Origin of the sequence: Salinispira pacifica (assembly GCF_000507245.1) — a bacterium.
In the GTDB taxonomy this organism is placed as follows: Bacteria; Spirochaetota; Spirochaetia; order DSM-27196; family Salinispiraceae; genus Salinispira; species Salinispira pacifica.
Genome location: NC_023035.1, coordinates 2,127,838 through 2,152,065, shown reverse-complemented (window position 1 = coordinate 2,152,065; position 24,228 = coordinate 2,127,838). Strand labels below are relative to the sequence as shown.

Annotated in this window: 24 protein-coding genes; 8 read left to right on the top strand and 16 right to left on the bottom strand. The window is 51.5% G+C overall.

Annotated features, from left to right (window positions below; translation table 11 throughout):
• Nucleotides 1–33 precede the first annotated feature (33 nt).
• Both pflB and pflA read left to right on the top strand, forming a co-directional pair.
• The gene (gene pflB / locus L21SP2_RS09525; RefSeq protein ID WP_024268294.1) at nucleotides 34–2,259 is read left to right on the top strand and encodes a formate C-acetyltransferase; all 2,226 of its coding nucleotides are present in this window, start codon (nucleotides 34–36) and stop codon (nucleotides 2,257–2,259) included.
• Between the two features lie 6 nt (nucleotides 2,260–2,265).
• Nucleotides 2,266–3,033 (top strand): pyruvate formate-lyase-activating protein, encoded by a 768-nt coding sequence (gene pflA, locus L21SP2_RS09520; protein ID WP_024268293.1) that lies wholly within the window; start codon nucleotides 2,266–2,268, stop codon nucleotides 3,031–3,033.
• On the opposite strand, the gene L21SP2_RS09515 is transcribed toward pflA, so the two are convergent.
• The 10 genes from L21SP2_RS09515 to L21SP2_RS09470 form a co-directional block, all read right to left on the bottom strand.
• Nucleotides 3,030–4,841, bottom strand: a complete 1,812-nt coding sequence (locus tag L21SP2_RS09515) for an ATP-binding response regulator (protein WP_024268292.1) — start codon at nucleotides 4,839–4,841, stop codon at nucleotides 3,030–3,032. The two genes, pflA and L21SP2_RS09515, sit on opposite strands and share 4 nt — an antisense overlap.
• A 203-nt stretch (nucleotides 4,842–5,044) precedes the next feature.
• Nucleotides 5,045–6,856, bottom strand: coding sequence for a complex I subunit 5 family protein (locus L21SP2_RS09510; RefSeq protein ID WP_024268291.1), 1,812 nt, complete (start codon nucleotides 6,854–6,856; stop codon nucleotides 5,045–5,047).
• Entirely contained in the window at nucleotides 6,843–7,190 is a 348-nt protein-coding gene (locus L21SP2_RS09505; RefSeq protein ID WP_024268290.1) for a sodium:proton antiporter, read from the bottom strand. Before L21SP2_RS09505 ends, L21SP2_RS09510 begins: the two co-directional genes overlap by 14 nt.
• Nucleotides 7,183–8,007 carry an MnhB domain-containing protein gene (locus L21SP2_RS17235; protein WP_024268289.1) on the bottom strand — a complete coding sequence of 275 codons (825 nt, stop codon included), beginning with the start codon at nucleotides 8,005–8,007 and terminating at the stop codon, nucleotides 7,183–7,185. The genes L21SP2_RS09505 and L21SP2_RS17235 overlap by 8 nt, the downstream gene beginning before the upstream one ends.
• Complete coding sequence (locus L21SP2_RS09495) at nucleotides 8,000–8,236, bottom strand: hydrogenase subunit MbhD domain-containing protein (protein ID WP_024268288.1); 237 nt, start codon at nucleotides 8,234–8,236, stop codon at nucleotides 8,000–8,002. The genes L21SP2_RS17235 and L21SP2_RS09495 overlap by 8 nt, the downstream gene beginning before the upstream one ends.
• Nucleotides 8,233–8,670, bottom strand: a complete 438-nt coding sequence (gene mnhG / locus L21SP2_RS17230) for a monovalent cation/H(+) antiporter subunit G (RefSeq protein WP_024268287.1) — start codon at nucleotides 8,668–8,670, stop codon at nucleotides 8,233–8,235. Before mnhG ends, L21SP2_RS09495 begins: the two co-directional genes overlap by 4 nt.
• Entirely contained in the window at nucleotides 8,670–8,957 is a 288-nt protein-coding gene (locus tag L21SP2_RS09485; RefSeq protein ID WP_041401444.1) for an MrpF/PhaF family protein, read from the bottom strand. The genes mnhG and L21SP2_RS09485 overlap by 1 nt, the downstream gene beginning before the upstream one ends.
• Nucleotides 8,948–9,460, bottom strand: coding sequence for a Na+/H+ antiporter subunit E (locus L21SP2_RS09480; protein WP_024268285.1), 513 nt, complete (start codon nucleotides 9,458–9,460; stop codon nucleotides 8,948–8,950). Before L21SP2_RS09480 ends, L21SP2_RS09485 begins: the two co-directional genes overlap by 10 nt.
• A gap of 3 nt (nucleotides 9,461–9,463) precedes the next feature.
• Nucleotides 9,464–9,904 (bottom strand): PTS sugar transporter subunit IIA, encoded by a 441-nt coding sequence (locus L21SP2_RS09475; protein WP_024268284.1) that lies wholly within the window; start codon nucleotides 9,902–9,904, stop codon nucleotides 9,464–9,466.
• 22 nt (nucleotides 9,905–9,926) lie between these two features.
• Nucleotides 9,927–10,274 (bottom strand): P-II family nitrogen regulator, encoded by a 348-nt coding sequence (locus tag L21SP2_RS09470; protein ID WP_024268283.1) that lies wholly within the window; start codon nucleotides 10,272–10,274, stop codon nucleotides 9,927–9,929.
• A gap of 215 nt (nucleotides 10,275–10,489) precedes the next feature.
• Between L21SP2_RS09470 and L21SP2_RS09465 the strand changes: the two genes are divergently transcribed.
• Both L21SP2_RS09465 and L21SP2_RS09460 read left to right on the top strand, forming a co-directional pair.
• The gene (locus tag L21SP2_RS09465; protein ID WP_024268282.1) at nucleotides 10,490–12,112 is read left to right on the top strand and encodes a methyl-accepting chemotaxis protein; all 1,623 of its coding nucleotides are present in this window, start codon (nucleotides 10,490–10,492) and stop codon (nucleotides 12,110–12,112) included.
• 330 nt (nucleotides 12,113–12,442) lie between these two features.
• Entirely contained in the window at nucleotides 12,443–13,231 is a 789-nt protein-coding gene (locus L21SP2_RS09460; protein ID WP_024268281.1) for a hypothetical protein, read from the top strand.
• A 90-nt stretch (nucleotides 13,232–13,321) separates the two neighbouring features.
• Here the strand turns inward: L21SP2_RS09460 and L21SP2_RS09455 are convergent, their stop codons facing one another.
• The 3 genes from L21SP2_RS09455 to L21SP2_RS09445 all read right to left on the bottom strand — a co-directional run bounded on the left by L21SP2_RS09455 (nucleotide 13,322) and on the right by L21SP2_RS09445 (nucleotide 15,823).
• Nucleotides 13,322–13,678, bottom strand: coding sequence for an RNHCP domain-containing protein (locus L21SP2_RS09455; protein ID WP_053335772.1), 357 nt, complete (start codon nucleotides 13,676–13,678; stop codon nucleotides 13,322–13,324).
• Nucleotides 13,668–14,768, bottom strand: a complete 1,101-nt coding sequence (rsgA, locus tag L21SP2_RS09450; RefSeq protein WP_024268278.1) for a ribosome small subunit-dependent GTPase A — start codon at nucleotides 14,766–14,768, stop codon at nucleotides 13,668–13,670. The genes L21SP2_RS09455 and rsgA overlap by 11 nt, the downstream gene beginning before the upstream one ends.
• A 341-nt stretch (nucleotides 14,769–15,109) precedes the next feature.
• Nucleotides 15,110–15,823 carry a phosphoadenylyl-sulfate reductase gene (locus tag L21SP2_RS09445; protein WP_024268277.1) on the bottom strand — a complete coding sequence of 238 codons (714 nt, stop codon included), beginning with the start codon at nucleotides 15,821–15,823 and terminating at the stop codon, nucleotides 15,110–15,112.
• Between the two features lie 171 nt (nucleotides 15,824–15,994).
• On the opposite strand from L21SP2_RS09445, the gene L21SP2_RS09440 reads away from it, so the two are divergent.
• Together L21SP2_RS09440 and pncA are read left to right on the top strand one after the other, a co-directional pair.
• Nucleotides 15,995–17,464 carry a nicotinate phosphoribosyltransferase gene (locus L21SP2_RS09440; protein WP_024268276.1) on the top strand — a complete coding sequence of 490 codons (1,470 nt, stop codon included), beginning with the start codon at nucleotides 15,995–15,997 and terminating at the stop codon, nucleotides 17,462–17,464.
• A 90-nt stretch (nucleotides 17,465–17,554) separates the two neighbouring features.
• Complete coding sequence (gene pncA, locus L21SP2_RS09435; RefSeq protein ID WP_024268275.1) at nucleotides 17,555–18,172, top strand: bifunctional nicotinamidase/pyrazinamidase; 618 nt, start codon at nucleotides 17,555–17,557, stop codon at nucleotides 18,170–18,172.
• Here the strand turns inward: pncA and L21SP2_RS09430 are convergent.
• The 3 genes from L21SP2_RS09430 to trhA form a co-directional block, all read right to left on the bottom strand.
• The gene (locus tag L21SP2_RS09430) at nucleotides 18,162–20,012 is read right to left on the bottom strand and encodes a methyl-accepting chemotaxis protein (RefSeq protein WP_024268274.1); all 1,851 of its coding nucleotides are present in this window, start codon (nucleotides 20,010–20,012) and stop codon (nucleotides 18,162–18,164) included. The genes pncA and L21SP2_RS09430 overlap by 11 nt on opposite strands.
• Before the next feature lie 80 nt (nucleotides 20,013–20,092).
• Nucleotides 20,093–20,926: a tyrosine-protein phosphatase gene (locus L21SP2_RS09425; protein ID WP_024268273.1), complete on the bottom strand. Its 834-nt coding sequence runs from the start codon at nucleotides 20,924–20,926 to the stop codon at nucleotides 20,093–20,095.
• Between the two features lie 80 nt (nucleotides 20,927–21,006).
• On the bottom strand, nucleotides 21,007–21,717 hold the full coding sequence (trhA, locus tag L21SP2_RS09420) for a PAQR family membrane homeostasis protein TrhA (RefSeq protein WP_024268272.1): 711 nt from the start codon (nucleotides 21,715–21,717) through the stop codon (nucleotides 21,007–21,009).
• Between the two features lie 219 nt (nucleotides 21,718–21,936).
• On the opposite strand from trhA, the gene L21SP2_RS09415 reads away from it, so the two are divergent.
• Together L21SP2_RS09415 and trpS are read left to right on the top strand one after the other, a co-directional pair.
• Nucleotides 21,937–23,142, top strand: a complete 1,206-nt coding sequence (locus L21SP2_RS09415) for an AI-2E family transporter (protein WP_024268271.1) — start codon at nucleotides 21,937–21,939, stop codon at nucleotides 23,140–23,142.
• A 21-nt stretch (nucleotides 23,143–23,163) separates the two neighbouring features.
• Entirely contained in the window at nucleotides 23,164–24,228 is a 1,065-nt protein-coding gene (gene trpS, locus L21SP2_RS09410) for a tryptophan--tRNA ligase (protein ID WP_024268270.1), read from the top strand.

Below are 24,228 nucleotides of genomic sequence, written 5' to 3'. Positions count from 1 at the left end.
ACCATACCAAAACCATTTCAAAGGAAGATCAACATGAAACAATGGCGAAGCTTCAGCGACGGTGCCTGGAAATACAAGATTGATGTCAGGGATTTTATCCAGAAGAATTATACGGCCTATGAGGGTGATTCCAGTTTCCTGGCGCCTCCCACAGAACGTACCCGTAAGTTGTGGGAAAAAACCTCCGAGCTGATGAAACTTGAGCAAAAGAAAGGCATTATCGATGCGGAAACAAGCATTCCTTCTTCAGTGACAGCCTATGGGGCGGGATATGTGGACCAAAATCTTGAATCGATTGTGGGGTTGCAGACTGACGCTCCCTTAAAGCGGGCGATTATGCCCCGGGGCGGCTGGCGGGTTGTGAAATCCGCTCTGGAATCCTACGGATATGAAATGGATGATTCGGTAGCCCGGGTGTTCGGCAAGGAGCGGAAAACCCACAACGACGGAGTTTTCTCTGCATACAGCCCGGAAATGCGCCGGGCCCGGAAATCGGGAATTCTTACCGGATTGCCCGATGCCTACGGAAGAGGCCGGATTATCGGTGATTACCGCAGGGTTGCGCTCTACGGTGTTGACCGCCTGATTGAAGATAAGCAGGAATCCGGTGAAATATTCGATACCACCCAGCTGGACGAGGAAAATATCCGCAGCCGTGAAGAATTGAGCGAACAGGTGGAAAGCCTGAAGGCCTTGAAAAGCATGGCCGGAAGCTACGGGTTTGATATTTCCCGGCCTGCGGAAACTGCTCAGGAAGCCATACAGTGGACCTATTTCGCCTATCTGGCAGCCATTAAGGAGCAGGACGGCGCCGCCATGTCCCTGGGCCGGGTGGCGACATTTCTGGATATCTACATCCAGCGGGACCTGGATGAAGGAATGATCAGCGAAGCCGACGCCCAGGAGTTCATCGATCATTTTGTAATGAAGCTGCGGATGGTGCGCTTCCTGCGAACCCCGGCCTATAATGAGCTGTTTTCCGGGGACCCCACCTGGGTGACCGAAGCCCTGGGCGGTATCGGCGTTGACGGCCGGCCTTTGGTGAGCAAGACAAGTTTCCGCATCCTTCACACCCTTGAAAATCTGGGCCCCGCTCCGGAACCCAACCTTACGGTTCTATGGACGCCCCGGCTTCCCCAGGGTTTCAAGGAATACTGCAGCCGACTCTCAATCGAGACCTCTGCCATCCAGTACGAGAATGACTGCACCATGCGTACCTTTTTCGGAGATGATTATGCCATTGCATGCTGTGTATCCGCCATGAAGGTGGGCAAGCAGATGCAGTTCTTCGGCGCCCGGGCAAACCTGGCAAAGGCACTGCTCTACGCCATCAATGGCGGACGGGATGAGAAAACCGGCGTACAGGTGGCTCCCGCTCTGCGTCCCATTACCGACGAGTATCTGGATTATAGTCTGGTGAAGGAGCGTTTCGACGCGGTTCTTGAATGGCTGGCGGGTTTGTATATCAAGACTCTGAATGTAATTCACTTCATGCACGATAAGTACAACTATGAGTCCCTGCAGATGGCCCTCCATGACCGGGAAGTGCACAGAACCATGGCCTGCGGTATTGCCGGTCTTTCGGTCGCCGCCGATTCACTTTCTGCCATCAAGCACAGCCGGGTGAAGGTGATCCGCAATGAAGAAGGTCTTGCAGTGGATTATGAGGTTGAGGGTGATTATCCCGCATTCGGAAACAATGACGACGATGTGGACAGAATTGCCGCCGACCTGGTGGAGACCTTCATGAATAAGCTTCGCAAGCAGAAGACCTACCGCAACGCTGAGCCCACCCAGTCGATTCTCACCATCACAAGTAATGTGGTGTACGGGAAGAAGACCGGTTCAACCCCCGACGGGCGGAAAGCCGGCATTCCCTTCGGTCCCGGTGCAAACCCCGTTCACGGCCGGGATACATCGGGTGCTCTTGCGGCATTTGCCTCGGTTGCCAAACTTCCCTACGAGCACTCAACCGACGGGATTTCCTACACATTCTCCATAGTTCCCCAGGCGCTTGGCAAAACTGAAGCTGAGCGGGAGAAGAATCTGATCTCCCTCCTGGACGGCTACTTTCTCAACGGCGGCCATCATGTGAACATTAATGTTCTGAACAGAGACACTCTCCTGGATGCAATGGAACATCCCGAGAATTATCCTCAGCTGACCATCCGGGTTTCCGGCTATGCGGTGAATTTCGTGAAGCTGACCCGGGAGCAGCAGGAGGACGTAATCAGCCGCACCTTCCACTCAATGGTGTAGAGCTGTATGTCTGTGCTTGAGGCCGCCAATGAGCCTGTCCGGGGAAGGGTGCACTCCTTCGAGAGCGGCGGAATGGTGGATGGTCCGGGGTTACGTTTTGTAGTGTTTCTCCAGGGCTGTCCGCTGCGCTGTCTGTTCTGTCATAATCCTGATACCTGGGCCATGAACGCAGCGGCCATGGAGATGAGCTCCGCCGAGGTGATTCAGAAGGCCAGGGGGTATAAGACCTGGATGGACTCAAGCGGCGGAGGGCTGACTATCAGCGGAGGGGAATCCCTGGCCCAGCCCGAGTTCACCAGGGATATTCTGCTGAGGGCCCGGGATGAGGGGATTCACACCGCACTGGACACATCGGGTTACGGCCGTCTCAGTGTTATTTCTCCCTGCTTCGATGCAGCCGACCTGGTGATGCTGGATATTAAAACCGCCAACCCCGAGCTTCATAAAGATCTGTGCGGAGTGAATCTTTCGGTTATCCGGCAAAGCCTGGATTATCTCATTGAAACGAACAGGAATTTATGGGTGCGCCATGTAATTGTCCCGGGCCTCACCGACGGAGCTGAGGATCTTGAGTTTCTGAAACAGCTGCTGCTTACCATCCCCAACCTGCAGCGGTTTGAGTTTCTCCCGTTCCACAAGATGGGGGAGGCCAAATGGGCTGAACTGGGAAAACGATATACCCTGAAAGATACCCCCGCCCCGGATCCGGAATTTATCCGGAAGCTGAATGTTGATTTTGAAGCTGCCGGCATCCCTGTGGAAATAGCAGGCTAAGTACACACTTCATACACCAGTTTCAGGAGTTGGTCCGCTGTATAAGGCTTCACCAGTACGCTGTCTGCGCCTTTCTGAATAAAACGGCGGACATCCTTCTCATGGGCATGGGCGGTTACTGCCACTATAGGAAGGCCGGCATAGCGCTTTTCTTTTCGCATCAGTTCGATTGCATCTTCTCCGCTCATTCCCGGCAGCCCGATATCCATGAGCACCATATCCGGCGGGGTCATCTCAATAATCTTCAGTGCCTGCTCGGCATTTACCGCCTGTTCCACCCGGCATCCGCCCTCCACAAGAGTGTTTTTCATGTACAGACGGTTGATGAAGTCATCATCCACCACCACAACATACAGTTCCCTGCATCCCCGCTCCTGTATTTCTGCAGGCGGCGGGGAAGCATCCCTTTCAGTCTTCGGTTTCAGCACGGAGAGGGGAAGGCTCAGGGTGAAGGTGGATCCCTTTCCAAGCCGGGACTCTGCATGCAGGCTCCCGTCCAGCAGTTCCGCAAGGGACCTTGATATGCTCAATCCCGCACCCATTCCTCCGTGGGATTTGGAAAAAGGATTCTCCAGCTGTGTGAACGGCTGAAATGCAAGTTCCAGCTGATCCGACGGGATCCCTTCTCCCTGATCCGATACCCGAATTGAAATATCGTCTGAAATATTCAGGCTGATACGAATTTCACCCCTTCCTGCATATTTAATGGCATTGGATACAAGATTGAGAATAATCTGGGTGATTCTCTGGGGATCGGAATCGATATATGCGGAGTCCACATTCCTGCGGTAGTTCAGGTCCATGCCCGCCTTGAGCGCATCATTACGCTGAATATCTGCAAGCTCTTTCAGCAGGGCATCCAGATCAAAAACCTCCCGGTTCAGGGTGAAATTACCGGTCTGAATCCTGGACAGGGTGAGCAGATCCTCTACCATATTGCTGAGATGGTTGGTGGAACGCCGGGCGAGGGCAATGAGATGTTTCGGCTCCTTCTCACGTAAGCTGCGGTCAAGAAGATCAATCATACCGGTTATGCCGTTAAGAGGTGTTCGAAGTTCATGACTCATATTGGCCAGAAAACGGTTACGTGACTCCTCAGCTTCCATCCTGATGCGGTTATTGTACATTATTACCCGCCCCACACAGATACCGGCGCTGAGCATAATCATAAGTGAGAGGTCTATATACATCCGGGGACCGTCATACCCGGGAGCAATCAGCAGATGATCAAGCAGAAAGAACACGAGCCAGACCAGGAGGGCCACTGACATGCTCCCCGGAAGAATGATGGCGTTTTCCCGATGATATCTGTGTATAGGAAGTCCGTAGACTTTTCTTACCGCAGCGATCTGAAGAGAAGTTTCAGCAATGATGACAGCAAACAGTCCGTTGGCGACGTATTTGGCTGAAATGCTCCGAAGAATAGAAGGCGACATTCCCAGATCGTAACCCCGTGCGCCGGTATCCCAAAAAGGCGGATTGGCAGCCAGCAGCGGAGGGAACAGCCAGATGTAGAGACCTGCAATGATTAAGAGCAGCGGAATAACGGTTATGGCCAGTCTGATATATCCGGATTTATCTCTTTTCGGGAAGCTCACATTCCGGTATGCATATCCGCTCAAGGTAAACAGTGCAAGAAGCCCCAGTGATGTGAGAATATTGGTATTTCCGTTGGCAGGCCACAGGAGGAATGGGAACCAGGCCGCCCCGAACACAGCACTGAGCAGGCCTCCCTTCCAGCCCCACGCCAAGGCAGTTATCAGCGGAAAAACCATTGACCAGGGAATGTCAACGCTGATGCTGTCCATGTTGAAACTCAATCCATAGGGGGAGAGCAATAGGCACAGGAGAGCGGAGATGAGAGAGGTTAAGACCATGCGAACGGGTGATGGCCAATGAGTTCCATCTCTGGAGAGTTTCCTTTGCATTTCTCCGTGTACCATTCGAGGATGATTCATTCCGTCCCCAGTATAGTGCATTTTTCTGGATCCGGGGAAAACACCCGACCTGTTCATGCGAGGTACATCCATGCGGCCAGGGCCAGGGTGCCCAGCGTAAAGGAGGTCAACAGACCGTGAAAACCCCTTTGCCGCTCACGTATTCTTTTCAATATGAGCTTCCCCATGGTCGTTTGGCTGAGAAGGTACACGGCGATTCCTGAAGCCAGGATTATCAGCATGTTTTGGAGTGCACTCCAACTGTAAAGATTCAGATCAGGGACACGCGTCGGAGAGTATCCTGAATCCGCTGCGGCTCCGGAGGAGAACATGGTGAGAACGAAGCGGTACATACCGGGGCCGAAAACACCCGTTGAAATAACCGCAGCAGTGAGAACCACATGACTTACCGCTTCGGCGATACCTGAGGTCCCCGAGCCGTTGTGGTTTGAGGCCGGGGTGACGGCACGTGCGCCGGAAGGAGCAACGGAAGGAATATCCCCAGGAATACCAGAGGGAACACCGGAAGCTTTCCCGAAGAAGCTTCTTCCCAGTTTTATGAATGAAGCCACCGTCCCGATCCCTGCGGCAAACAATAGCGTGTATTCCCAGCTGCCTTTCAGTGCATAGGAAAGGGCCGTTTTACTGGCGTAGCCGTTCATGGGGGGAATTGCGGTAATGGCAAGTGCAGCGGACATGAAGGCAATGAGCGTAACGGGGATGCGTTCGCCGGCACGCCGGAGAATGGATGCCCCCCCCTTGAGACGGTACACGTTGCGTTCACCGGCGGCATCGCTGAGGTTTCCCACGGTGAGGAACAGAAGACCCTTGAACAGCGCATGAAACAGGGCGTGGAGAAAGGCCGCAGTCATCAGGGCTGCCCCCTGGGGGCTGGCGGGACCGGCATGCAGGGCTGCGCCCCAGGCGGCGACCACATAGCCGATTTGGCTTACACTGTGGTAGGCCAGCAGCCGCTTTACATCGCTTTGGGAAAGGGCGATAATCACCGCAACCAGGGCGGTGAGAGCACCGGCATAGCCCATCAGTTCTGCTGCCCGGGCCCCGGCGGGGATCAGCAAAATGACCCTTGAGAGGGCGAACAGGGGAGTTTTGATCAGAACACCTGAGAGAACCGCCGATATACTGTGGGGAGCCAGAGCATGGGCGTCGGGCAGCCAGCCGTATACCGGCATAATCGCCACACGAATAGCCACCGCTCCCACGATGAGGCTCACCGACACGATTGCCCCAATTCCTCCGTGATCCGGAACGGCGGCCAGGGAGGCGGCGATGCTCTCATAGCCCAGACTTCCGGTAAGACGGTAGAGACCGAAGATCCCGATGAGGAAAAACACCATGGCTGTTGCGCTGACCATCAGGTAGGAAAACGAAGCAAGCATGGCACCGGGTTTCTCACTGGATGCAACCAGCACATAGGATGCGATACCCATCACCTCCAGACACACGAACAGGTTAAAGATATCCGCGGTCATGGATGTGGCGGCGAGGGCTGCGGTCTGGATGAGAAAGACGGAAGTGAACCCCGCCCCCCGGGGACCTTTCCCCAGGCTGTAAATCCATGCGCTTCCGGCAACCGTAAAACCCATGAGGTTCACCAGCCATGCAAGACCGTCGAAACGGAACTGTATGCCCACCTGGGGGCTCCAGCCGCCGATGATTCCGCTGTAGACGCCTCCGTTGAAAATATCCGGCAGGGTATATATCAGCATAATCCAGGGCAGCGCAAGACCGATAAACGCAGCGCTGTATTCCAGAATTCGGTTCTTTGCCCCTTTAAAGAACGCTTTGGAGAAGAGCGCAAGGGCTGAGCCAAGCAGGGGGAGCCCGACGAGGGTGTATACGATGTCTGAATTAATTGTGCTCATCACTGCTCAGCCGTTGATATATAGTGTCGATGTTGAACGATCCCGTGGCATTGTAGAGTCGGTATGCCAGGGCCAGGGCCAATGCATTGATGCACACGCCGATTACAATTGCGGTGAGCATGAGGGCCTGGGGAACCGGGTCTACTATTGCGCTGATCCCCTCTCCCAGAATCGGGGCTTCCGTTCCGATTCCCGCCCCCTCCACAATAAACAGGAGCACTGCTGCGGTGTTGATGATGGTAAGACCGAAAATCTTTTTGATGATATTCCGGTTGGCGATAATGGCGGTGAACCCGGTGAGAAAGATCACTGATAGCAATATTCTCTCAATCATGAACCCTCCCCAGCATGGCAATGCTCATAAATCCGATCCCCGCACCCACTTTCAATCCGATAACCGTATTCAAAAATACGATAAAGGCAACGTCTGGAAGTCCCATGCCGGAAATAAAGTTGGAGAAAAATCCTTGGGCCACTGCGCTTCCGGTGAGACCTGCCAGGATGAGGACACAAAAGGCTCCGGCCTCAAGTCCTGCAAGAATTCCCGGCTCGGTGAGGCGGGTGGATGCACCACGTCTGCCGCCCAGAGAAAGAAACACTATACCCGATGCGATAACCACGCCACCCTGAAATCCGCCGCCGGGAGAGAGGTGACCGTAGAGCATGACGTATACGCCGAAAATCAGGACGATTGGTCCCAGCTTTCCGGTTACCACCTCAATAAGGGCGGTGCGGAGTCTTTTGGGGTGGATGTTTTCTCCATGGGTGGTGGTTGAAGGTCCGGGTTCTTCCAGGTCGAAGCCCTTGGCGAGAACCGACCCGCTGTGGGCGATGATCCCGATAGTACCGCTCACTGCCACCAGAAGCACGATGGTTTCCCCCAGCGTGTCGAAGACCCGGTATCCCAGATAAATTGAGCTTACGGTGTTCAATGCTCCGGTTTCCTGCCGGGCGTTATTCTCAAGAAAATCCCGGGCGATTTCCGGCCATGGATGTTCGCTGAGAATCAGGGGGAGAATGAGCAGACCGGCAGCCAGCACCGCAAGAGCAATCTGAATGTAGAACCCCGCTGCCGAAGCCCCGGATGAACGGGCTATGTCTGCGCCCCGGGAGGAACCGTTCCTGCGACTTTTGTCTTCGGATTTATTCATCCTCATCACCCCTTTGCGTGGCTTTTATGGCCCAGACAAAAATTACCGTGGATACACCGGCGCCCACAGCAGCCTCGGTAATCGCAACGTCCGGAGCCTGCAGCAGGTAAAACAGAAGTGCGGAAACCAGACTGATCCCCGAAAGGGCAATTACCCCGTACAGCAGATCCCGGGAAAGCAGGGTATAGACGGAAAGAATTGCAATAACCGAAAGAAACAGAATAATCATTCCATATCCTCCGGAGCGTCCCCGGAAGGTCCCTGGCGGCGGTTTCGCCGCAGACGCTTCTGCATGATGTTCCTTAGACGCCGTTTGCGCCGGGGTTTCATTTTCCGTTCCGGTCCGCTGCGTTTCTGATCTCTGGGCTTCCAGGCAGGCAGATCGGAATTCCATGCGAAACGGGCCACAATGTGAGCTCCGGTGGGGGAAGAGAGCAGGAAAAATATAATAATAATTACGATCCGCCCTGCGATCGCCCAGTCGGGAGCCAGTATGAGTGCACCGATAAAGACCGATATTACCGAGGTGGTTCCCGCCAGGGAACCGGCCTGGAGTCGGGTGTAGGCATCGGGGAACCGGAACAGACCGATTATTCCCCCCAGTGTGAATATCCCCGCCAGAGTGAACGCGATACCCGCCAGAATTTCCCGTAGAAGTTCCATTATGCCGGACCATCCTCATCTGATATCTTGTCTTTAAGAAAACGTGCGATGGCGAGAAATCCCAGAAATCCGAATATGTCATAGACAAGGGCCACATCAAGGTAGAGTGCCCGACCCAGGGCCACCCCCCGGGTTACCAGAAAGGCAAGGGCCAGGCCGGAAAGGATATTCAGTGCCACAAGGCGGTCCGCTCCGGTTGGACCGATGATCAGCCTGATGAAAACCACTGCTGAAGCACCGGCCAGCACCCACTGCATCAGCTCAAGCATAAGCCCTCTCACTGCCATACCCTCCTGAGCAGCTTTTCCAGCCGGCCTTTCACCTGTTCCCCGGCGGCCCGGGAATTGGAAGTGTTGCAGAAAATCCAGTGGACAATCAAATGGTCGTCATTCAGATCTATGGTGATAGTTCCCGGGGTGAAGGTGATTGAATTGGATAGAACCATTCTGCCCAAATCCGATTTAACACGTGTGCGGAAGTGTACAATTCTGGGATTGATCCGTCCGGTGAACACCGCTGCAAGGAGTTGGAAGCTGGACACATAGAGTACATACAACAGAAGCAGCAGATAGAGTATCAGCATGAGAGGTTTGGGCATAAACGAGTTGAGGGACGCCTCGTGGGAGGCAATAAACTCATCGTAGGTGAGGGCTGCCACAAAAACCGACCCCAGTGCTCCGGCAATCAGGGAGAAAGGTTCTACACTTGCAGTGAATATGAGCCAAATGAGATACAGAACCGCACTGGTAATAAAAAAGCGGATGAGCCGCCACCTCTGATCAGCTCTCATGAACTAGGTTTCCGTCTGGCAGAGCACGGCGTAGAAGGATTCAGCATCTGAAGCCTCAAGAAACCGGCTCCGGTATGCCGGGTCATGGAGGAGCCGGGCCACCTTCGACAGAACTTTCAAGTGTATTCCCGTGTCTTTCTTGGGACCCGCCATGAGAAACACCAGCTGAACCTGATCCCCGTCCTGGGAACCGAAATCGATGGGTTCATGCAGGCGAGCGGCGGCCACCCTGGTAGCGGTGATGGAAGCCGAGTGGGCGTGGGGAATGGCACAGCCCGAACCCACGGCGGTTGAGGAAAGCCCCTCCCGTTCCATAATATCTGACAGCAGTCCTTCGGCATCCTGGACGTCACCGCTTGCCTCCAGGGCATGTATCAGCTTTCTGATACACTCCTTTTTATCTGAGACAATCTCGTCCACGAGAATCCATTTCGGGGAAATCATTTTACACAGTGCACCCATACGCCTAAACCTCTTCGTCCTCGGGAACCAGTCCGGTGGCCCAGTCGACAGGAATGGTAAACATAATGCCCGTTCCGGGATTCTCCAGACCGCCCACCACCTTGTCCACCAGGGTTTTCACCCGGCTGATAATATCATCATTTTTAATAACTGAAATGATCGTTTTATTGTAGGGTTTATTGCCCTTCATGAACTCCTTGAACCCGGCAAACAGTGGAACCTCGTAGGCGAGAAACCGCCCCATTCCTTCGGAATCCAGGAGAGTAGCGCCGGCAACACCCGCCTCCACATAGGCTTCCAGAACATCTTCAAGAAACTCTTCTTTATTCAGAACAAACACCAGCAATTTCATGATACTCTCCGTAGGAATGGTAGGTTGATGGTATCCACAATGTCAAGAAATTTATAGGGGTGGGAGTTACTGAGCATCGAGAGTTCCGGAACCGGTCAATAACTGTAGAAATCTGATGCCTGCGCTCCTATCTTGATATCTATAAGAGATTTATGGTATGTTACGCCGCTTAAAGCAATTGAATATGTATTATATTTCAAAAAAGGAATTTGTAAATGCTCATCAAATCAGTAAGTAATAAGATCGAGGAGATTTATTCCAGCCAATCTCTCGTCATGGTATATCGTGCTCAATCCCTGTTCTGGATTGAATTATTCACCGGGAGTCTTTTTGTTTTCGGGTTTGTATTGAATCTTGTGGAAGGGGACCTTGTTCCTGCATTTCTCGAACTTGCTTTTGCCGTGATTCTCTTTGGAGGTCTGCCGTTTCTCCTGAAGGGAAAAGCAAATCAGGTAGCAGATATGATTATTTATCTGGCGGTGGTGATGGGCTATGCTGTCGGGGTATTGGGAATTGACCCGTCAATCAGAGCTGTGAATGAGTCATTAACCTATTTTCTGCCCACTCTTGCCGCATTGGCGCTGCTTTCTAATTCTGCACGGCAGGCTGCTGTTATTTCGGTTACAATTATTGCCGGATTATTGGTATCTGCATTCACCAAGGTAATCCCGTATGCTCAGCAGAACGGAATACCCTCATCCGACTACAGCTTCATAATCATAGCTCCGGTAATACTCACAGTGCTTGCGCTGGCCTTTATTGTAATGGTGGTTTATTCCTCAAGAAAGACACTGAAACGTCTTATGGAAGTTAACAGTGAATCTGAAAATAGATTTGGATTGCTTGCGAATGCGGTTGGTTCAGTAAAGGACGGGGTAAATATATCGGAAAAACTTGATCAGTCCGCCCAAAGCTCGCTTGATTCTATTCGTGGTATAAACTCTGAAATCATCAGTATACAGGCATCTATTTCAAGACTCCAGGAAGAAATAGATCAGACTGGAGCTGCCTACGCCAACATTCAGAGTGCGGAAAAAGCAGTCGCCGGTGAAATGCACACTCAATCATCGGCAGTTGAGCAGACATCATCCGTTATTGCCGAGATAACGGCCTCTATTAAACAGCTTTCCCACTCGGCAAACGATAAAAAGACCCAACTTGAAGAATTGATCTCTTCTGAAAAAGCAATGGCAGCCAGGATGGGAACTACAGCAAACGCTTTCCAGAGCTCCCGGGAGGCTTCCGCACAAATGCTGGAGGTTATTCATGTGATCCGGGATATCTCTGAAAGAACCAATCTTCTGGCAATGAATGCTTCCATTGAGGCTGCCCATGCAGGCGACAGAGGCAGGGGGTTTGCGGTTGTTGCCCATGAAATTCGGAAGCTCAGCGGCGAGATCAGTGACAATCTCACACAGATACAAAACCGTGTGACCGACAATGTGGCGGAAGTTGATCAGGCTGTGAGCGCATTTGGTGAAATGGAAGGTCAGTTCCATAAAATCTCAAGTAAAATACAGGATGTCCACGATTCCCTGGGCGAGATGATTTCAGGACTTAGGGAACTGGCTGCGGGAAGCGATGAAATCCAGAACACAACCAATAACCTTGCAGAAGTTAACAACCTTGTCCATGAATCTCTGACAAATGTAAGTTCTCAGATATCTGCAGGAAGTAAGAGTGTTGAGAGTATCAGCGATTCAGTTCGGCAGATATCCGGATCAGTGAATCAGATTGGTGACACAGCACAGAGTATTGAGAAAGAAAGCGAATCAATTGTACAAATCGGTCAGGAAAACACCCGGCACATACGTGTCCTCGAAGAGTCCCTTGGCTGAGCATCTTCAGTACATTTTACAGCCGTCTGGATTCTCAGACGGCATAACTTAGCAGTATTTAACCTTCCCTGAAAAAATCTCTTTTTTAACTCCTGAAAATTCTCTTTATACCGGTTGAATATACTACTCACTAGCACTTTTCGATTCGCATTGTTTCAGCTGAACAATTTCAAAAACTGTATAGAGTTTAATCACAAAAAAATTCACATAAAAAGCTGTTTTGAATAAATAATAAGAAAGTACTGGATATATTGTGAAATAAATTATATTATTATCTCATATCCCGGATGTTAATCCGGGTTGAAACTTTTAGGAGACGAGGTACCGACTATGAAGAAAATCATATCCGTACTCGTGATTGCTCTCATTGCAATCGCATTGATTGGCTGTTCAAGCGCTGAAGCACCCACCGGTTTTGCACCGAATCAGGCTGTTGAAGCATATGCATATACTCACGGCGGATACGTGGGACAGGCTGTGGTTACAACAGATGCGGAAGGCCGCCTGGAGGTAACCCTGGATGAAGCATTTCTTCCTCATTCACTGGCTGTTGTGACAGTGGGTGAAGACGGCTGGACTGAAGATAACACCGTATTTTACATTCAGCGCGGTTCTGAGGTTCGTGTTGCCAAATGGGTTGAATATGCCGGAACCATGTATACCGGAACAACTGTAGGCACGGCTCTTGTCTATGTGGCTGCCGATGAAAACGGTGAAGCTGCGGGCAACACCGTGCTTGAAAAAGCGATTCTGCGGAATCATTCCACCATGGAAGCATACTATGACAACATTGCAGCCGGCGGTTTCAAAGTGTTCAAAGAGTTCGGCGGACAGGGTGAAGCGGTTGAGACAACCAACTACGGCGGTCTGTTCAAGCGCGGTTCCGAGTACTGGAACTTCGGTCTCGGCTGGATGGGCAACATGGAAGCCATTGAAGAATTCGCTGAAACAAGCGGCGTTGGTTTCTCTCCTGCTGAAATGGTTCGGGCAAGCGAAGAAGACAGCGACGGCATGCGGAAATGGTCTGTAGCCGATGCTGTAACCGGAGCAACCGCTTCCGACTTCTATGACTATTTCGGACTAATTCAGAAAGCAGTAGGTCAGCTGAAAATGCAGTAAGTACCTTCAACTATGTCTAAGGCTTTTTGAAAGAATGCGGGATGCCGGGCTTTTGTCCGGACATCCCGTTTTTTTATGACTCACTCCTCACTATGCGAGGCCCACCGCCAAAGCGGGACGTGCTGCTAGTTCGCTGATTAACGGCTCGCTGTCGTCGGGAAGAATCCGGTTTGATTTCACCGTTCCGCATTTCTCGCATCGATGAAGAATCGACAGTTCTCCGTCGTCTTTTACCCAGAGGGCAATGGGATGCATAATATCCCTGCAGCGGCTGCGCCGGTCACCGGGCAGCAGATCCACGTGGAGGCTGCGAAGGCAGGCAGGACAATGATTGCGGTGCCGGGAGCCGGAGGCAGGTGGAATTACCGCGGTACCGCAGTGTGTGCACCGGAAAGGGCCGAAGCCGCTGCTGACTGACTGGTATTTTTGTTCATACTTACGACCCATTTTCAGCATCCCTCCCTTTTCCGGCCTTTTTCCGTTGTTTTTTCACATACTGTGCAATTTCCTTTTCCCATTCATGCTTTCTCCGGAGAGCCTCCTGCCGGTTTTGCATGAAGAACAGCTCTTTCTTCTGTTTGAGATATGCTTCATACCTGTCAGGGAGAATTCTCTCTTCTCTCACAGCTTCCAGGACGGCGCATCCCGGTTCGTGCTCATGGCTGCAGTCTTTAAAGCGGCAATACCCGGCAAGCTCTGAAATATCTGAGAAGCTCGTATCCATGGAAGAGGAGTCTACGCTGAGTCCCACTTCTCTCAAACCCGGGGTATCGATTATTGCGCCGAAATCGGCAAGGGGAAACAGCTGCCGGCTTGTGGTGGTATGACGTCCGCGGTGATCGTTTTCGCGCAGAGAGGATGTTTTCTGAACATCCTCTCCCAGCAATGCATTCAGCAACGTGGATTTTCCTGAGCCGGATGAGCCCACCAATACTGCAGTCTGCCCTTGTGTGAAATGACTTCTCAAAGCATCCACACCGCTGCCGTTTTTAGCAGATATGTGAAAAATTGGTGCTCCCGGCGTGTACAACTCCGCCTCGTGGACGTAATCATCGGGATGCTCAACCAGATCTTCTTTATTGAGTATGAGTACGGGGGACGCCCCGGAATCCCAGGCCAGGGTCATGTACCGTTCTATGCGTCTGAGATTAAAATCGCCATCCATGCCGGATATGATGAGCACCAGGTCGATATTTGCTGCGATTATCTGTAGAGAGCTCCGTTTTCCCGATGCGCTGCGCTGGAAGCTGCTCCTTCGTTCCAGAACAGTGTGGATAACTCCGTTTGAGTTATCGTCCGGGAGCTGCAGAATCACCCAGTCTCCCACAGCAGGCCATGTACGCCCCTGTCTCAGCCTGCCCGCAGGATTACAGAGGAATTCTCTATCTTCGCTCTGAACGGTGAACAGGTCATGGTGTCTGCCGGTGATTCGTGCCGGTATACAATCTTTTCCTTGTACGTTGGTTTTGCATGTTTCGAGATATTTTCGGTTCCAGTGACTGTTCCAGCCGATGGACTCCAAATTTGTTGTGTTCATTGGTAATGTCTTCCTCTTAAAGGATAAGCCGCGACCGGCAATGACCGGTACTGATCAGCAGGCAGAGGAATACTAGAAAGAAGGGCAGGAGGGATTCAGATCCCTGAATTCAGATGCCGGAAAATTACATTCCGACGTGAATTATAACGATGCTACTTACTTTGTGAAGTTATTCCGCTGCAGCCAGTGATTCAAAAAGAAACCGGGGCTCTCGGACAATGGGTAACATGCAACCTCCTGATAATAGAACCTGAATAATTCTTTGATGCTGGTTAACAGTAGCTTACGCCGTGACGCTGTGTCAACAGCAGGGAGATTGTATGAAACACAGCAATTGCGATCTATAAACGGCTGGAATTAAACGCCCGGTTTTGTCCCTGATCAAGATCCAGATGCAGACCGCATTCCTGCTTCACCCCGTGAAATCTGGTTTCTCTGGGATGTTGATCTTGTGCTGTCATGGGTCTTGATGAATGTGCATCCCCAACGCTTTCATAGCCTTCCTGATGAAGGGGATGGGCGGATAGGGAGTGGGCGTCCAGATAACTGAGCAGGTCTGTGCGGGTCCAGTGCAAAATAGGATGGATTTTCACTGTGCCGTTCTGTTTGTCCACCGGTTTCAGCTGTTTCCGTGCACCGGTCTGTTCACTCCTGAGACCGGCAATCCAGGCTTCGCCTCCCAGCGCATCCAATGCCCGGGTCATGGGCCGGACTTTCCTGATGTAGTCATAGGTGTCAAGATCTTCAGGATCACGGGATTCGTGGAGCTTTCCGTAGAGGGTTTCCATTCGTGCGGGGCTCAACTCCGACTGATACACATGAAGGTTCAAGGACAAACGTTTTCTCAGCTCTTCGGCGAACAGGTAGGTTTCGGGGGGGAGATAGCCGGTATCGATCCATACAACCGGAATATCCGGAACCACCCGGGTAGCAAGGTGCAGCATCACCGCAGAATAAATCCCGAAACTTGTGGTCATGATCAGTTTATCGCTAAATGTATTGTGCGCCCACCGGATCAGTTCAAGTGGATCCGGGGGATTGCTTGAATCTCTCATAATGCCCCCCGCAGCCTGTATCAACTGCTATAAGTACCCCACACACAAAGGCTATATCTAAAACCTAACTAATGCAAGTAACAAGGTCAAGAATATATGTGCCTGTGCTTCAAATTTGTCTCGGCAGGGGGGAAAGAGTACTTTAAACCTGTTATGAGATCTGAAAACATTATGGCAGATATTGAAAACGGACCCCTGCTCACCGATCTGTATCAACTCACCATGGCGTACGGTCTGTGGAAATCGGGACGCAGTTCAATGGAAGGAACATTCCATCTGTTTTTCCGGAAGGCGCCTTTCGGCGGACAGTACTGCATTGCTGCGGGAATTGATGAGGCAGGTGACTTTCTCAGTTCCTATCATTTCTCCCGGACTGATCTGGAGTATATCGCTTCGTTGAAGGACGGAGAGGGTAAGCGCCTCTTTCATAGGGACTTCATCCAATATCTTGCAGAGATGAAGCTTGAGTGCAGCATAGATGCCGTCGCCGAAGGGACGCCGGTTTTTCCCTTTGAACCCATACTTCGGGTTCAGGGTCCCCTGCTGCAGTGCATGCTGCTGGAAACCCCTCTGCTGAATTTTATCAACTTTCCAACTCTCATAGCCACCAAGGCAAGCCGGATCGTGCGGGCAGCCCATGGCGATCCTGTTCTGGAGTTCGGCCTTCGCCGGGCCCAGGGGCGCAACGGGGGACTTGGTGCCAGCCGGGCTGCATACATCGGAGGCTGTGCCGCAACCTCGAATGTGCTTGCAGGAAAACATTACGGTATACCGGTGAAAGGTACCATTGCCCACAGCTGGGTAATGTCATTTTCCGATGAGCTTGAATCGTTCAAAACATACGTGGATGTAATGCCGGGAAACTCACTTCTCCTGGTGGATACCTATTCCACTGAATCAGGAGTTCACAACGCCATTGAAGCGGGAAAGCGTCTTCGGGAGGCCGGCCATGATCTGGCTGGAATCCGTCTGGATTCCGGGGATCTGACCTATCTCAGCTGGGAGGCCCGGCGGATGCTGGATGAAGCAGGTTTCAGGAATGCCAAAATTGTGGCAAGCAACAATCTCGACGAGTATCTGATCTCCAGCCTGAAGGAGGAGGGGGCTCAAATTGATATTTGGGGTGTGGGCACACGGTTGATTACCGCATACGATCAGCCGGCTTTGGACGGAATTTATAAGCTGAGTGCAGTGCGGGATATGCACGGTGAGCCTGCAATTACGGAGTGGAGTCCCCGTCTGAAAGTTTCGGAACAGTCAATCAAGAGCAGTACCCCGGGGGTGCATCAAATACGGCGGTACAGCAAGGATGGAATTTTCCGGGGAGATGCCATATACGATCTCTCCCTTGGGGTTGACCACCCCGGGGTTATTGTCGATCCCATGGATTCCACACGATGGAAAAGATTCGGTGATGAATACAGTTACCAGGATCTGCTGCGCCCCATGTTTCGTGACGGAGCTGTTCAATACCGGCGGAAACCCCTCTCTGAGATCCGGGACTATACTGCAGCCCAGCTGAAAGGTTTTCACCCTGCGGTAACCCGGCTGGTAAACCCTCACAGCTACCCTGCAGGGAATGAGACCCGGCTTCACAACTTGAGACAGGATATGATTATGGATGCAAGGGAGAGCGGCTGAAATGAGAACTGCTGAAATGAGACCGGTCATCCCGGCTTACAAAGAACGGCAGCGGCGGACTCCCGCCCGAATAATACCAGGAGGAATAGTATGAATGCGCTGATATTGGTGGATCTGCAGAATGATTTTGCACCCGGAGGTTCCCTAGCGGTTCCCGGAGGGGATGAAGTTGTTCCGGTGGTTAACAGGATTATGTCCCGATTCGATCACATCTTTACCACCCAGGACTGGCATCCTGAAGATCACATGAGCTTTGCCGCTAATCATCCGGACAAGGAACCCGGCGAAGTGATCCGGCTGAATGGCAAGGATCAGATTCTCTGGCCGGTGCATTGTGTACAGCACAGCGAGGGTGCCAATTTTATTCCCGGCCTCAACCTTGACCCGGTTCAAAAGAACTTTCGTAAAGGTATGGAACAGAGTGTGGACAGCTACAGCGGTTTTTTTGACAATGATCATCAAACCTCTTCGGGCCTCCATGAGCACCTGCAGGAGACCGGTGTGGATACCCTGTACATTGCCGGTCTTGCTCTGGATGTGTGCGTCATGTTTACCGCCCTTGATGCCCGGCGGCTCGGGTACACCACCTATCTCATTGAAGACGCCAGCAGAGCTGTGAATCTGAAGCCCGGAGACGGTGAAGCGGCGGTAAGCAAACTAAAGGATGCCGGGGTTCAGTGCATCACATCCGCAGAACTCATGTCTTGAACTCCTGGATTCTGCCGTTCAGCGACTCGGATGAACTGCCCATATCCCGGGTAAGGCGTTCAACATGGCTCATTGCCTGGCCGATCTGGACTGCCCCGGAACTGATTTCTCCGATGCCGTTGGACACCTCCCGGGAAAAGCCTTCAACATCTTCCATATTTTGCATAATGCTGCTGCTTTTCTGATTCACGTCGGAGGACTGCTCCCGGAGGTTAACTGCAACCGTTGACAGTTCTTCCATGGCTTGGAGAATTTCCTGACCGCCAAGATTCAACTGTTGGGTATTTGATTCAATCTCTTCGAAAGCACCGGACACCTGCTGAACTCTGGAATCTATTCTGCCAAAAGCCTGATGTACTTCCTTGAGTTCCTCATCAGTCTGACTGATTGAGCCCACCACCTCTTTAATGGTACCGCCGATTTTCCCAGCATACTGTGAGGTTTCCTCCGCAAGTCGGCGTATTTCTTCCGCCACAACCGCAAAGCCTCTTCCCCGTTCACCAGCATGGGCGGCCTCAATTGCAGCGTTCATGCTCAGCATGTTTATTTGGGCTGATATCTTTCCGATGACCCCCACAAAATCCCTGATGTGGTCGATATTTGAACTCACACCCTTGCGGAAGGATTCATCCATGGACTGTATCTTTCCACCGCCTTCCCGGGCAGTAGTTACAAGTTCGCGGCTTTGAACGGCATGTTCCTGCACAACCTGAGACACCCGTTCAATTGAAGCAAACATCTGATTTACTGCAGCCACCGATTCATTCACCAGTTCGGACTGGGATCTGCTGATATCATCATTTACCCTGGCGGCATCACTGATTTCCCGCACATGCCGTACAGAGGTGGCCAGATTGCTCCCGAGCCGTTCCATTTTTTCCTGAATGGTATCGATAACCCGGGAAATCTGCTGGATTGCCGTTGCTGTCTGCTGGGTGTTACTGCTGAGATCGTTTCGAATATCCAGTGTCCGGCGGGATACGTGTTTTATGTCGGAGATGATGCTTCCCAGTGAATTCAAAAACTCATTAAATTCGCCTGAGAGGGCGCCGATTTCATCCCTGGAGGATACATCCATCCGTTGGGTCAGATCCCCGCCGCCCCGGGCAATTTCACTCATTTTGGAATGGACGTTTCTCACCGGCATAAGGGATGAACGGATAAAAAGGGTGGTAAACAGCCCCACAGCAAGAAAGGTAATCACTGCGATGGTGATTTCAATGATCCGGAAATCGTTCACCGAGGCGTACAATTCATCGGTTTTCATGGCATATCCGATAGTCCAGCCGAAGGGCTGATAGGTATCGAAGGTGTACCATTTCTCCTCTCCCCGCAGATTGTACTCAATGGCTCCCTTTTGCAGATCCACTGCTTTCTGGATAAACGGCATCTCACTCAGAGCTGCGCTGCCCCTGCTCAAGGTAGGGTGCATCACTACATTTCCCTGCCTGTCCACAATGAAGGGGTATACATCCAGGTCTTCCGCCGCACTGCCCTGATAATACTGATACTTCAATTCCCGGAGAACTTCGCCCTGCATTTGATCAAGGAGTTGCTCTTCCATTGCTGCGATGCTGCCGCTCGTAAAGGCCGATGAACCGGCGCTTGCGCGCTGACTGGCTAACACATCCCGCTTTTCCGCCTGAAATGCGGAGTTACGGTTTTCAAGCCTAGCGGTGATCAGGTGAATTCTGAAATCGTATTCTTCCCGGTTCTCCTTAACAATAATCTGTTTAAGGGCCGATTCAAGAAAGAAGGTCATTACGGTGAATGCGATCATCAGCATGATCACGATCATGAACGAAATTTTAAGATAGAGGGCGATTCCCTGTTTTTTCATATGAGGCTCCGGTTTTTTTACATGATACTGTTTATAGAGTGCAACTTATTGAAGTGAAAGAATTTGTAACATGCGCCAATTCAATTGTCAACAGCGGCAGCAGGCTGCAGCCGGGAAAGAAGCTTCACAGCTGCGGGCTCAAGTTTCAGTCCGTCATCCGCCAGAAGAAAGTTCTCGACGCTTCCCCATCTTTCATCCAGATAATCAAGCACAGGGAGAAGGTATTCGGGCCTTACCTCCAGCAATGGTCTGAGCACCTCCGGATCGGCCCGGAAGAAACTGCCGATACGAATGCGGGTGAATATTTTTCTGATCAAAGCCCTGTTGTGGATGTTGGAAACAAGGTACTCCTGCAATACTTCCTCCCTGGACATTCCGGACAACAGCTGGAGAATTGCGCTTGCCAGACCTGTTCTGTCTTTTCCGGCCGTACAATGAAAAATCACCCCACGGTCTGCCAGGGAGCCTTGAGAAGAATGGCCGTGTGACTCCTCCATGATTCCGGTGAGAATGCTGAAGAAACGGGAGTACTGTTCGCCGGCCTGATCGATGAGCCGCTTGCCCAGGCTATACATATATTCCGCAGGATCCAGATCTCCATTTCCTTTGAGCAGGTCCTGCATGGTACCGTGTACTTCTTCTCCACCGGCATCTATGGGAATATGATGGTACTCTATCCCCTGGGGAAGCTTGTCCGGGGCTCTTCGCCGTTCGAATTCACTGCGAAAATCGATGACCGTAGTTACTCCCAGGTTTTCCAGGGCGGCATGGCTTGGAGCATGCAGTCTGCTCAGCTCACCGGATCGGAAGAGGCGGATTGCCGGAACCTGACCCTTCCGGAGAGGAAATACCGGGCGGAAATTGTACGCTCTGATATTTCTGTATAATTGATCTTCATTTTTTGGATTATTCATGTCGTATTTTTCTCCAGCTTGTGTATTTCGGCAATGAAAAAATTATGCAAAGAGTCTGCCCCTGTCTTGCATTGAAGTCATCAATGCATTGCCACAGGTGCGATGTAAATTGCGAACCCCAGATAAAAGGCTATGCTGCCCGCCAGCACGAAGAGATGCCAGATCACATGGGAGTAGGGCAGTTTTTTCCAGGCGTAGAAAATGAAGCCCAGGGAGTAGGTGACACCTCCGATGATTGCCCACAGCAGAAAACCCGGAGGTGCAGTTCGGGCAAGAGGACCTATGGCCATCAGGATCATCCAGCCCAGGGGAATATAGAGACTGTCTATGACAATATTGGGCTTCTTCACCACCCACATTTTCATTATGAACCCGAATATTGAAAGCCCCCAGACAATTCCGAACAGGGTCCAACCCAGGGGTGTTCTGAGAATCACCAGGGTTATGGGTGTGTAGGTTCCGGCTATGAGTAAATAAATTGATGCATGATCCAGCCGTGAGAAATGTCTCTGAAGAAGGGGGAAGGGAGCCGATGCATGCAGAAGTGCGGATGAGAGGTAGAGAATAATCTGGCTGCTGCCGTACACTGAAAATGCCGTGTACTTCCAGGGGCTGGGATTGTTTGCACTTAGTAAAAGAAGCACTACCAGTCCGGCAATGGACATGCCGGCTCCTATGGCATGAAGCAAGCTGTTAAGAATTTCTTCAATTGCTGAATTGCCGTCATGCTTGATCTCATCGGGGCACAACTTCTCACTGAACAGCCGCTGTATGCCTGATTCTGATTTCACCTGTGATATCCTCTGCCGGAATTTGGGTCGGCTATATACTACTGAAAATTGCATCCGTTGTCAGCACAATATTGGTATACTGCCGCCGGTAGTCCGAATCGTTTGCAGCTTCAAATAAACGGAGCAGCATATAATAAGTGATGGAGCAGCACCGAATAAATAATGGAGCAGTACAGAATAAGCTGACATCCCGGCTTATTATGTGTTATTTTAGCCTCTATGGAAAAGCTCTCACCCAAATTCATGCGTTCTGTCCTCGCCCTCCTGGGCGTCATTGTAACCTTTCTGATCATGGGCTTTCTGAAACTCGCAGGACCGGTGCTCATACCCTTTGTTGTGGCGTTTCTCCTCTCCTTCGTACTGAATCCTCTGGTGGAAGTGCTGGTGAAAATCAAAATTCCCCGGATCATTGCAGTGATTATGGTGATAATCGTGCTGGTGGGATTAAGTTTTCTCATCGGGCTGATTCTCTACGAGAGCATCCAGAGCATTCTCCGGAATTTCGGAAAATATCAGGACAGATATACCGAGGTAACCGGATTTATAGCAAGTACGCTGAATCTGCCGGGAGATTATTTCCAGACGCTGGAAATCAGCGGAACCATTTTCAGCATTGTGGGGCAGGTGTCGGGTAACCTGGTGAATTTCCTGGGAAACACCATGCTGGTTCTCATTTTTATGCTCTTTCTTTTCCTGGAAAAACCTTTCATTAGAAGAAAACTGGTGGATGCGGTGCGGCATGAGGAAACCGAGCGGATCGCCCGCATATTTGCCGATATTACCCATCAGGTCGGCCGCTATTTAATGGTGAAGTTTATTGTCAGCCTGCTTACCTCAATTATTGTATTTTTCGGCTTCACTGCCATCGGCGTGGATTTTGCGTTCGTCTGGGCGGTTCTTACCTTTCTGTTTAATTTCATCCCGACCATCGGTTCCATAAGTATTTCCGCCATTACATCGGTGTTTGCAATTATTCAGTTCTTCCCTCAGTATGAACCGATTATTCTTGCCATTCTGGCAATGGTTATCCCCCAGATCATTATCGGCAATATTATCGATCCGAAAATGCTCGGAGACAGTCTGAACCTGTCGCCGGTAATTATTCTGGTGGCAATGCTTATATGGGGATACTTATGGGGAATCGCCGGACTCTTTCTGGCTGTGCCCCTCACTGTGGGCCTGAAAATCGTGTTTGAACATGTGCCCAGTATGAGGTACATCAGCATCCTCATGGGAACCGGAACCTTCGGGGAGCGGAAAGCCAGATTGAAGGCAAACCGGATGAAAGCCGCCGAGCGCCGGCGGGCCAGAAAAGCCGCAGGGGACCAGAATGACAATGGAAACGGCCCCGGAAGTTACATTGCAAGTGCAAATCAGGATACCAGCAACCGGAACAGTGCAGATCAGACTTCCGGAGACGCATAACACATCATCAGGAGAAACAAAATGGAAAAGAAACGTCTTCTCACGGGAGACAGGCCCACCGGCAAACTGCATCTGGGACATTATGTGGGTTCAATACAAAACCGGGTGAAGCTGCAGGAACAGTACGATTCCTATATTTTTGTAGCCGACCTTCACATGCTCACCACCAAACCCAGCAAGGAAGCCATCGACCAGATCAGCGAAAATGCCCGAAACATCGTGCTTGACTACCTTGCCTGCGGTATTGATCCCAGGAAGGTTACCATATACATGCAGTCCGCGCTGCCTGAAATATATGAGCTGAACCTGCTTTTTGAAATGATGGTGACAGTGCCCCGACTTGAGCGTCTTCCAAGCCTGAAGGATATGGCCAGAGACGCTCATCTCAATGAAATGCCCTTCGGACTGCTGGGGTATCCCGTTCTCCAGAGTGCTGACATCCTCCTGCCCCGTGCTCATGTTGTTCCGGTGGGAAAAGATAATGAAGCTCATGTGGAGCTGACCCGGGAGATAGCCCGGCGCTTCAACCATCATTACGGGGAAGTGTTCCCTGTGCCCGATCCGATTGTGGGTACCGCCACACTGGTGGGGACAGACGGTCAGGGAAAGATGTCCAAGAGTCTGAACAATGCCATCCTGCTCTCGGATGATGCAAAAACCGTGGAGAAGCGGGTGAAGGGCATGTTTACCGATCCCAACAGAGTTCGGGCGGATATCCCCGGAAAAGTGGAAGGAAATCCGGTGTTTATGTATCATGATATTTTCAATCCTGACACTGCCGAGGTTGATGATCTGAAAGAACGCTACCGCAAAGGAACTGTGGGGGACGTTGAGGTGAAAGAAAAACTCGCCAAGGCCCTGAATGCATTCATGGAACCCATGCGTGAGCGCAGGGAAAAATATGAATCCATGACCGGCTATGTGGATGAGGTGATCTATAACGGCACCATGAAAATGCGGGAAATCGGCCGTCAGACCATTCTCGATACCCGGAAAGCCATGGGGCTCACCGGCGCTTGGAACCGCATCAGCCGGAAAGCGGAAAAGTACCGGAAAAATCAGGAAAAACAGAAGGATACCCCGTAA

Coding starts and splice junctions, on each gene's coding strand:
- L21SP2_RS09425 (WP_024268273.1), bottom strand. CDS start 20,926: ATGAATAATCCAAAAAATGAAGATCAATTATACAGAAATATCAGAGCG.
- L21SP2_RS09455 (WP_053335772.1), bottom strand. CDS start 13,678: ATGGGTCGTAAGTATGAACAAAAATACCAGTCAGTCAGCAGCGGCTTC.
- L21SP2_RS09445 (WP_024268277.1), bottom strand. CDS start 15,823: ATGAGAGATTCAAGCAATCCCCCGGATCCACTTGAACTGATCCGGTGG.
- L21SP2_RS09465 (WP_024268282.1), top strand. CDS start 10,490: ATGCTCATCAAATCAGTAAGTAATAAGATCGAGGAGATTTATTCCAGC.
- pflA (WP_024268293.1), top strand. CDS start 2,266: ATGTCTGTGCTTGAGGCCGCCAATGAGCCTGTCCGGGGAAGGGTGCAC.
- L21SP2_RS17235 (WP_024268289.1), bottom strand. CDS start 8,007: ATGAATAAATCCGAAGACAAAAGTCGCAGGAACGGTTCCTCCCGGGGC.
- L21SP2_RS09485 (WP_041401444.1), bottom strand. CDS start 8,957: ATGGCAGTGAGAGGGCTTATGCTTGAGCTGATGCAGTGGGTGCTGGCC.
- rsgA (WP_024268278.1), bottom strand. CDS start 14,768: ATGAACACAACAAATTTGGAGTCCATCGGCTGGAACAGTCACTGGAAC.
- L21SP2_RS09415 (WP_024268271.1), top strand. CDS start 21,937: ATGGAAAAGCTCTCACCCAAATTCATGCGTTCTGTCCTCGCCCTCCTG.
- mnhG (WP_024268287.1), bottom strand. CDS start 8,670: ATGGAACTTCTACGGGAAATTCTGGCGGGTATCGCGTTCACTCTGGCG.
- pflB (WP_024268294.1), top strand. CDS start 34: ATGAAACAATGGCGAAGCTTCAGCGACGGTGCCTGGAAATACAAGATT.
- L21SP2_RS09475 (WP_024268284.1), bottom strand. CDS start 9,904: ATGATTTCCCCGAAATGGATTCTCGTGGACGAGATTGTCTCAGATAAA.
- L21SP2_RS09440 (WP_024268276.1), top strand. CDS start 15,995: ATGGCAGATATTGAAAACGGACCCCTGCTCACCGATCTGTATCAACTC.
- L21SP2_RS09460 (WP_024268281.1), top strand. CDS start 12,443: ATGAAGAAAATCATATCCGTACTCGTGATTGCTCTCATTGCAATCGCA.
- trpS (WP_024268270.1), top strand. CDS start 23,164: ATGGAAAAGAAACGTCTTCTCACGGGAGACAGGCCCACCGGCAAACTG.
- L21SP2_RS09505 (WP_024268290.1), bottom strand. CDS start 7,190: ATGATTGAGAGAATATTGCTATCAGTGATCTTTCTCACCGGGTTCACC.
- L21SP2_RS09480 (WP_024268285.1), bottom strand. CDS start 9,460: ATGAGAGCTGATCAGAGGTGGCGGCTCATCCGCTTTTTTATTACCAGT.
- L21SP2_RS09510 (WP_024268291.1), bottom strand. CDS start 6,856: ATGAGCACAATTAATTCAGACATCGTATACACCCTCGTCGGGCTCCCC.
- pncA (WP_024268275.1), top strand. CDS start 17,555: ATGAATGCGCTGATATTGGTGGATCTGCAGAATGATTTTGCACCCGGA.
- L21SP2_RS09495 (WP_024268288.1), bottom strand. CDS start 8,236: ATGATTATTCTGTTTCTTTCGGTTATTGCAATTCTTTCCGTCTATACC.
- L21SP2_RS09515 (WP_024268292.1), bottom strand. CDS start 4,841: ATGGACAGCATCAGCGTTGACATTCCCTGGTCAATGGTTTTTCCGCTG.
- L21SP2_RS09430 (WP_024268274.1), bottom strand. CDS start 20,012: ATGAAAAAACAGGGAATCGCCCTCTATCTTAAAATTTCGTTCATGATC.
- L21SP2_RS09470 (WP_024268283.1), bottom strand. CDS start 10,274: ATGAAATTGCTGGTGTTTGTTCTGAATAAAGAAGAGTTTCTTGAAGAT.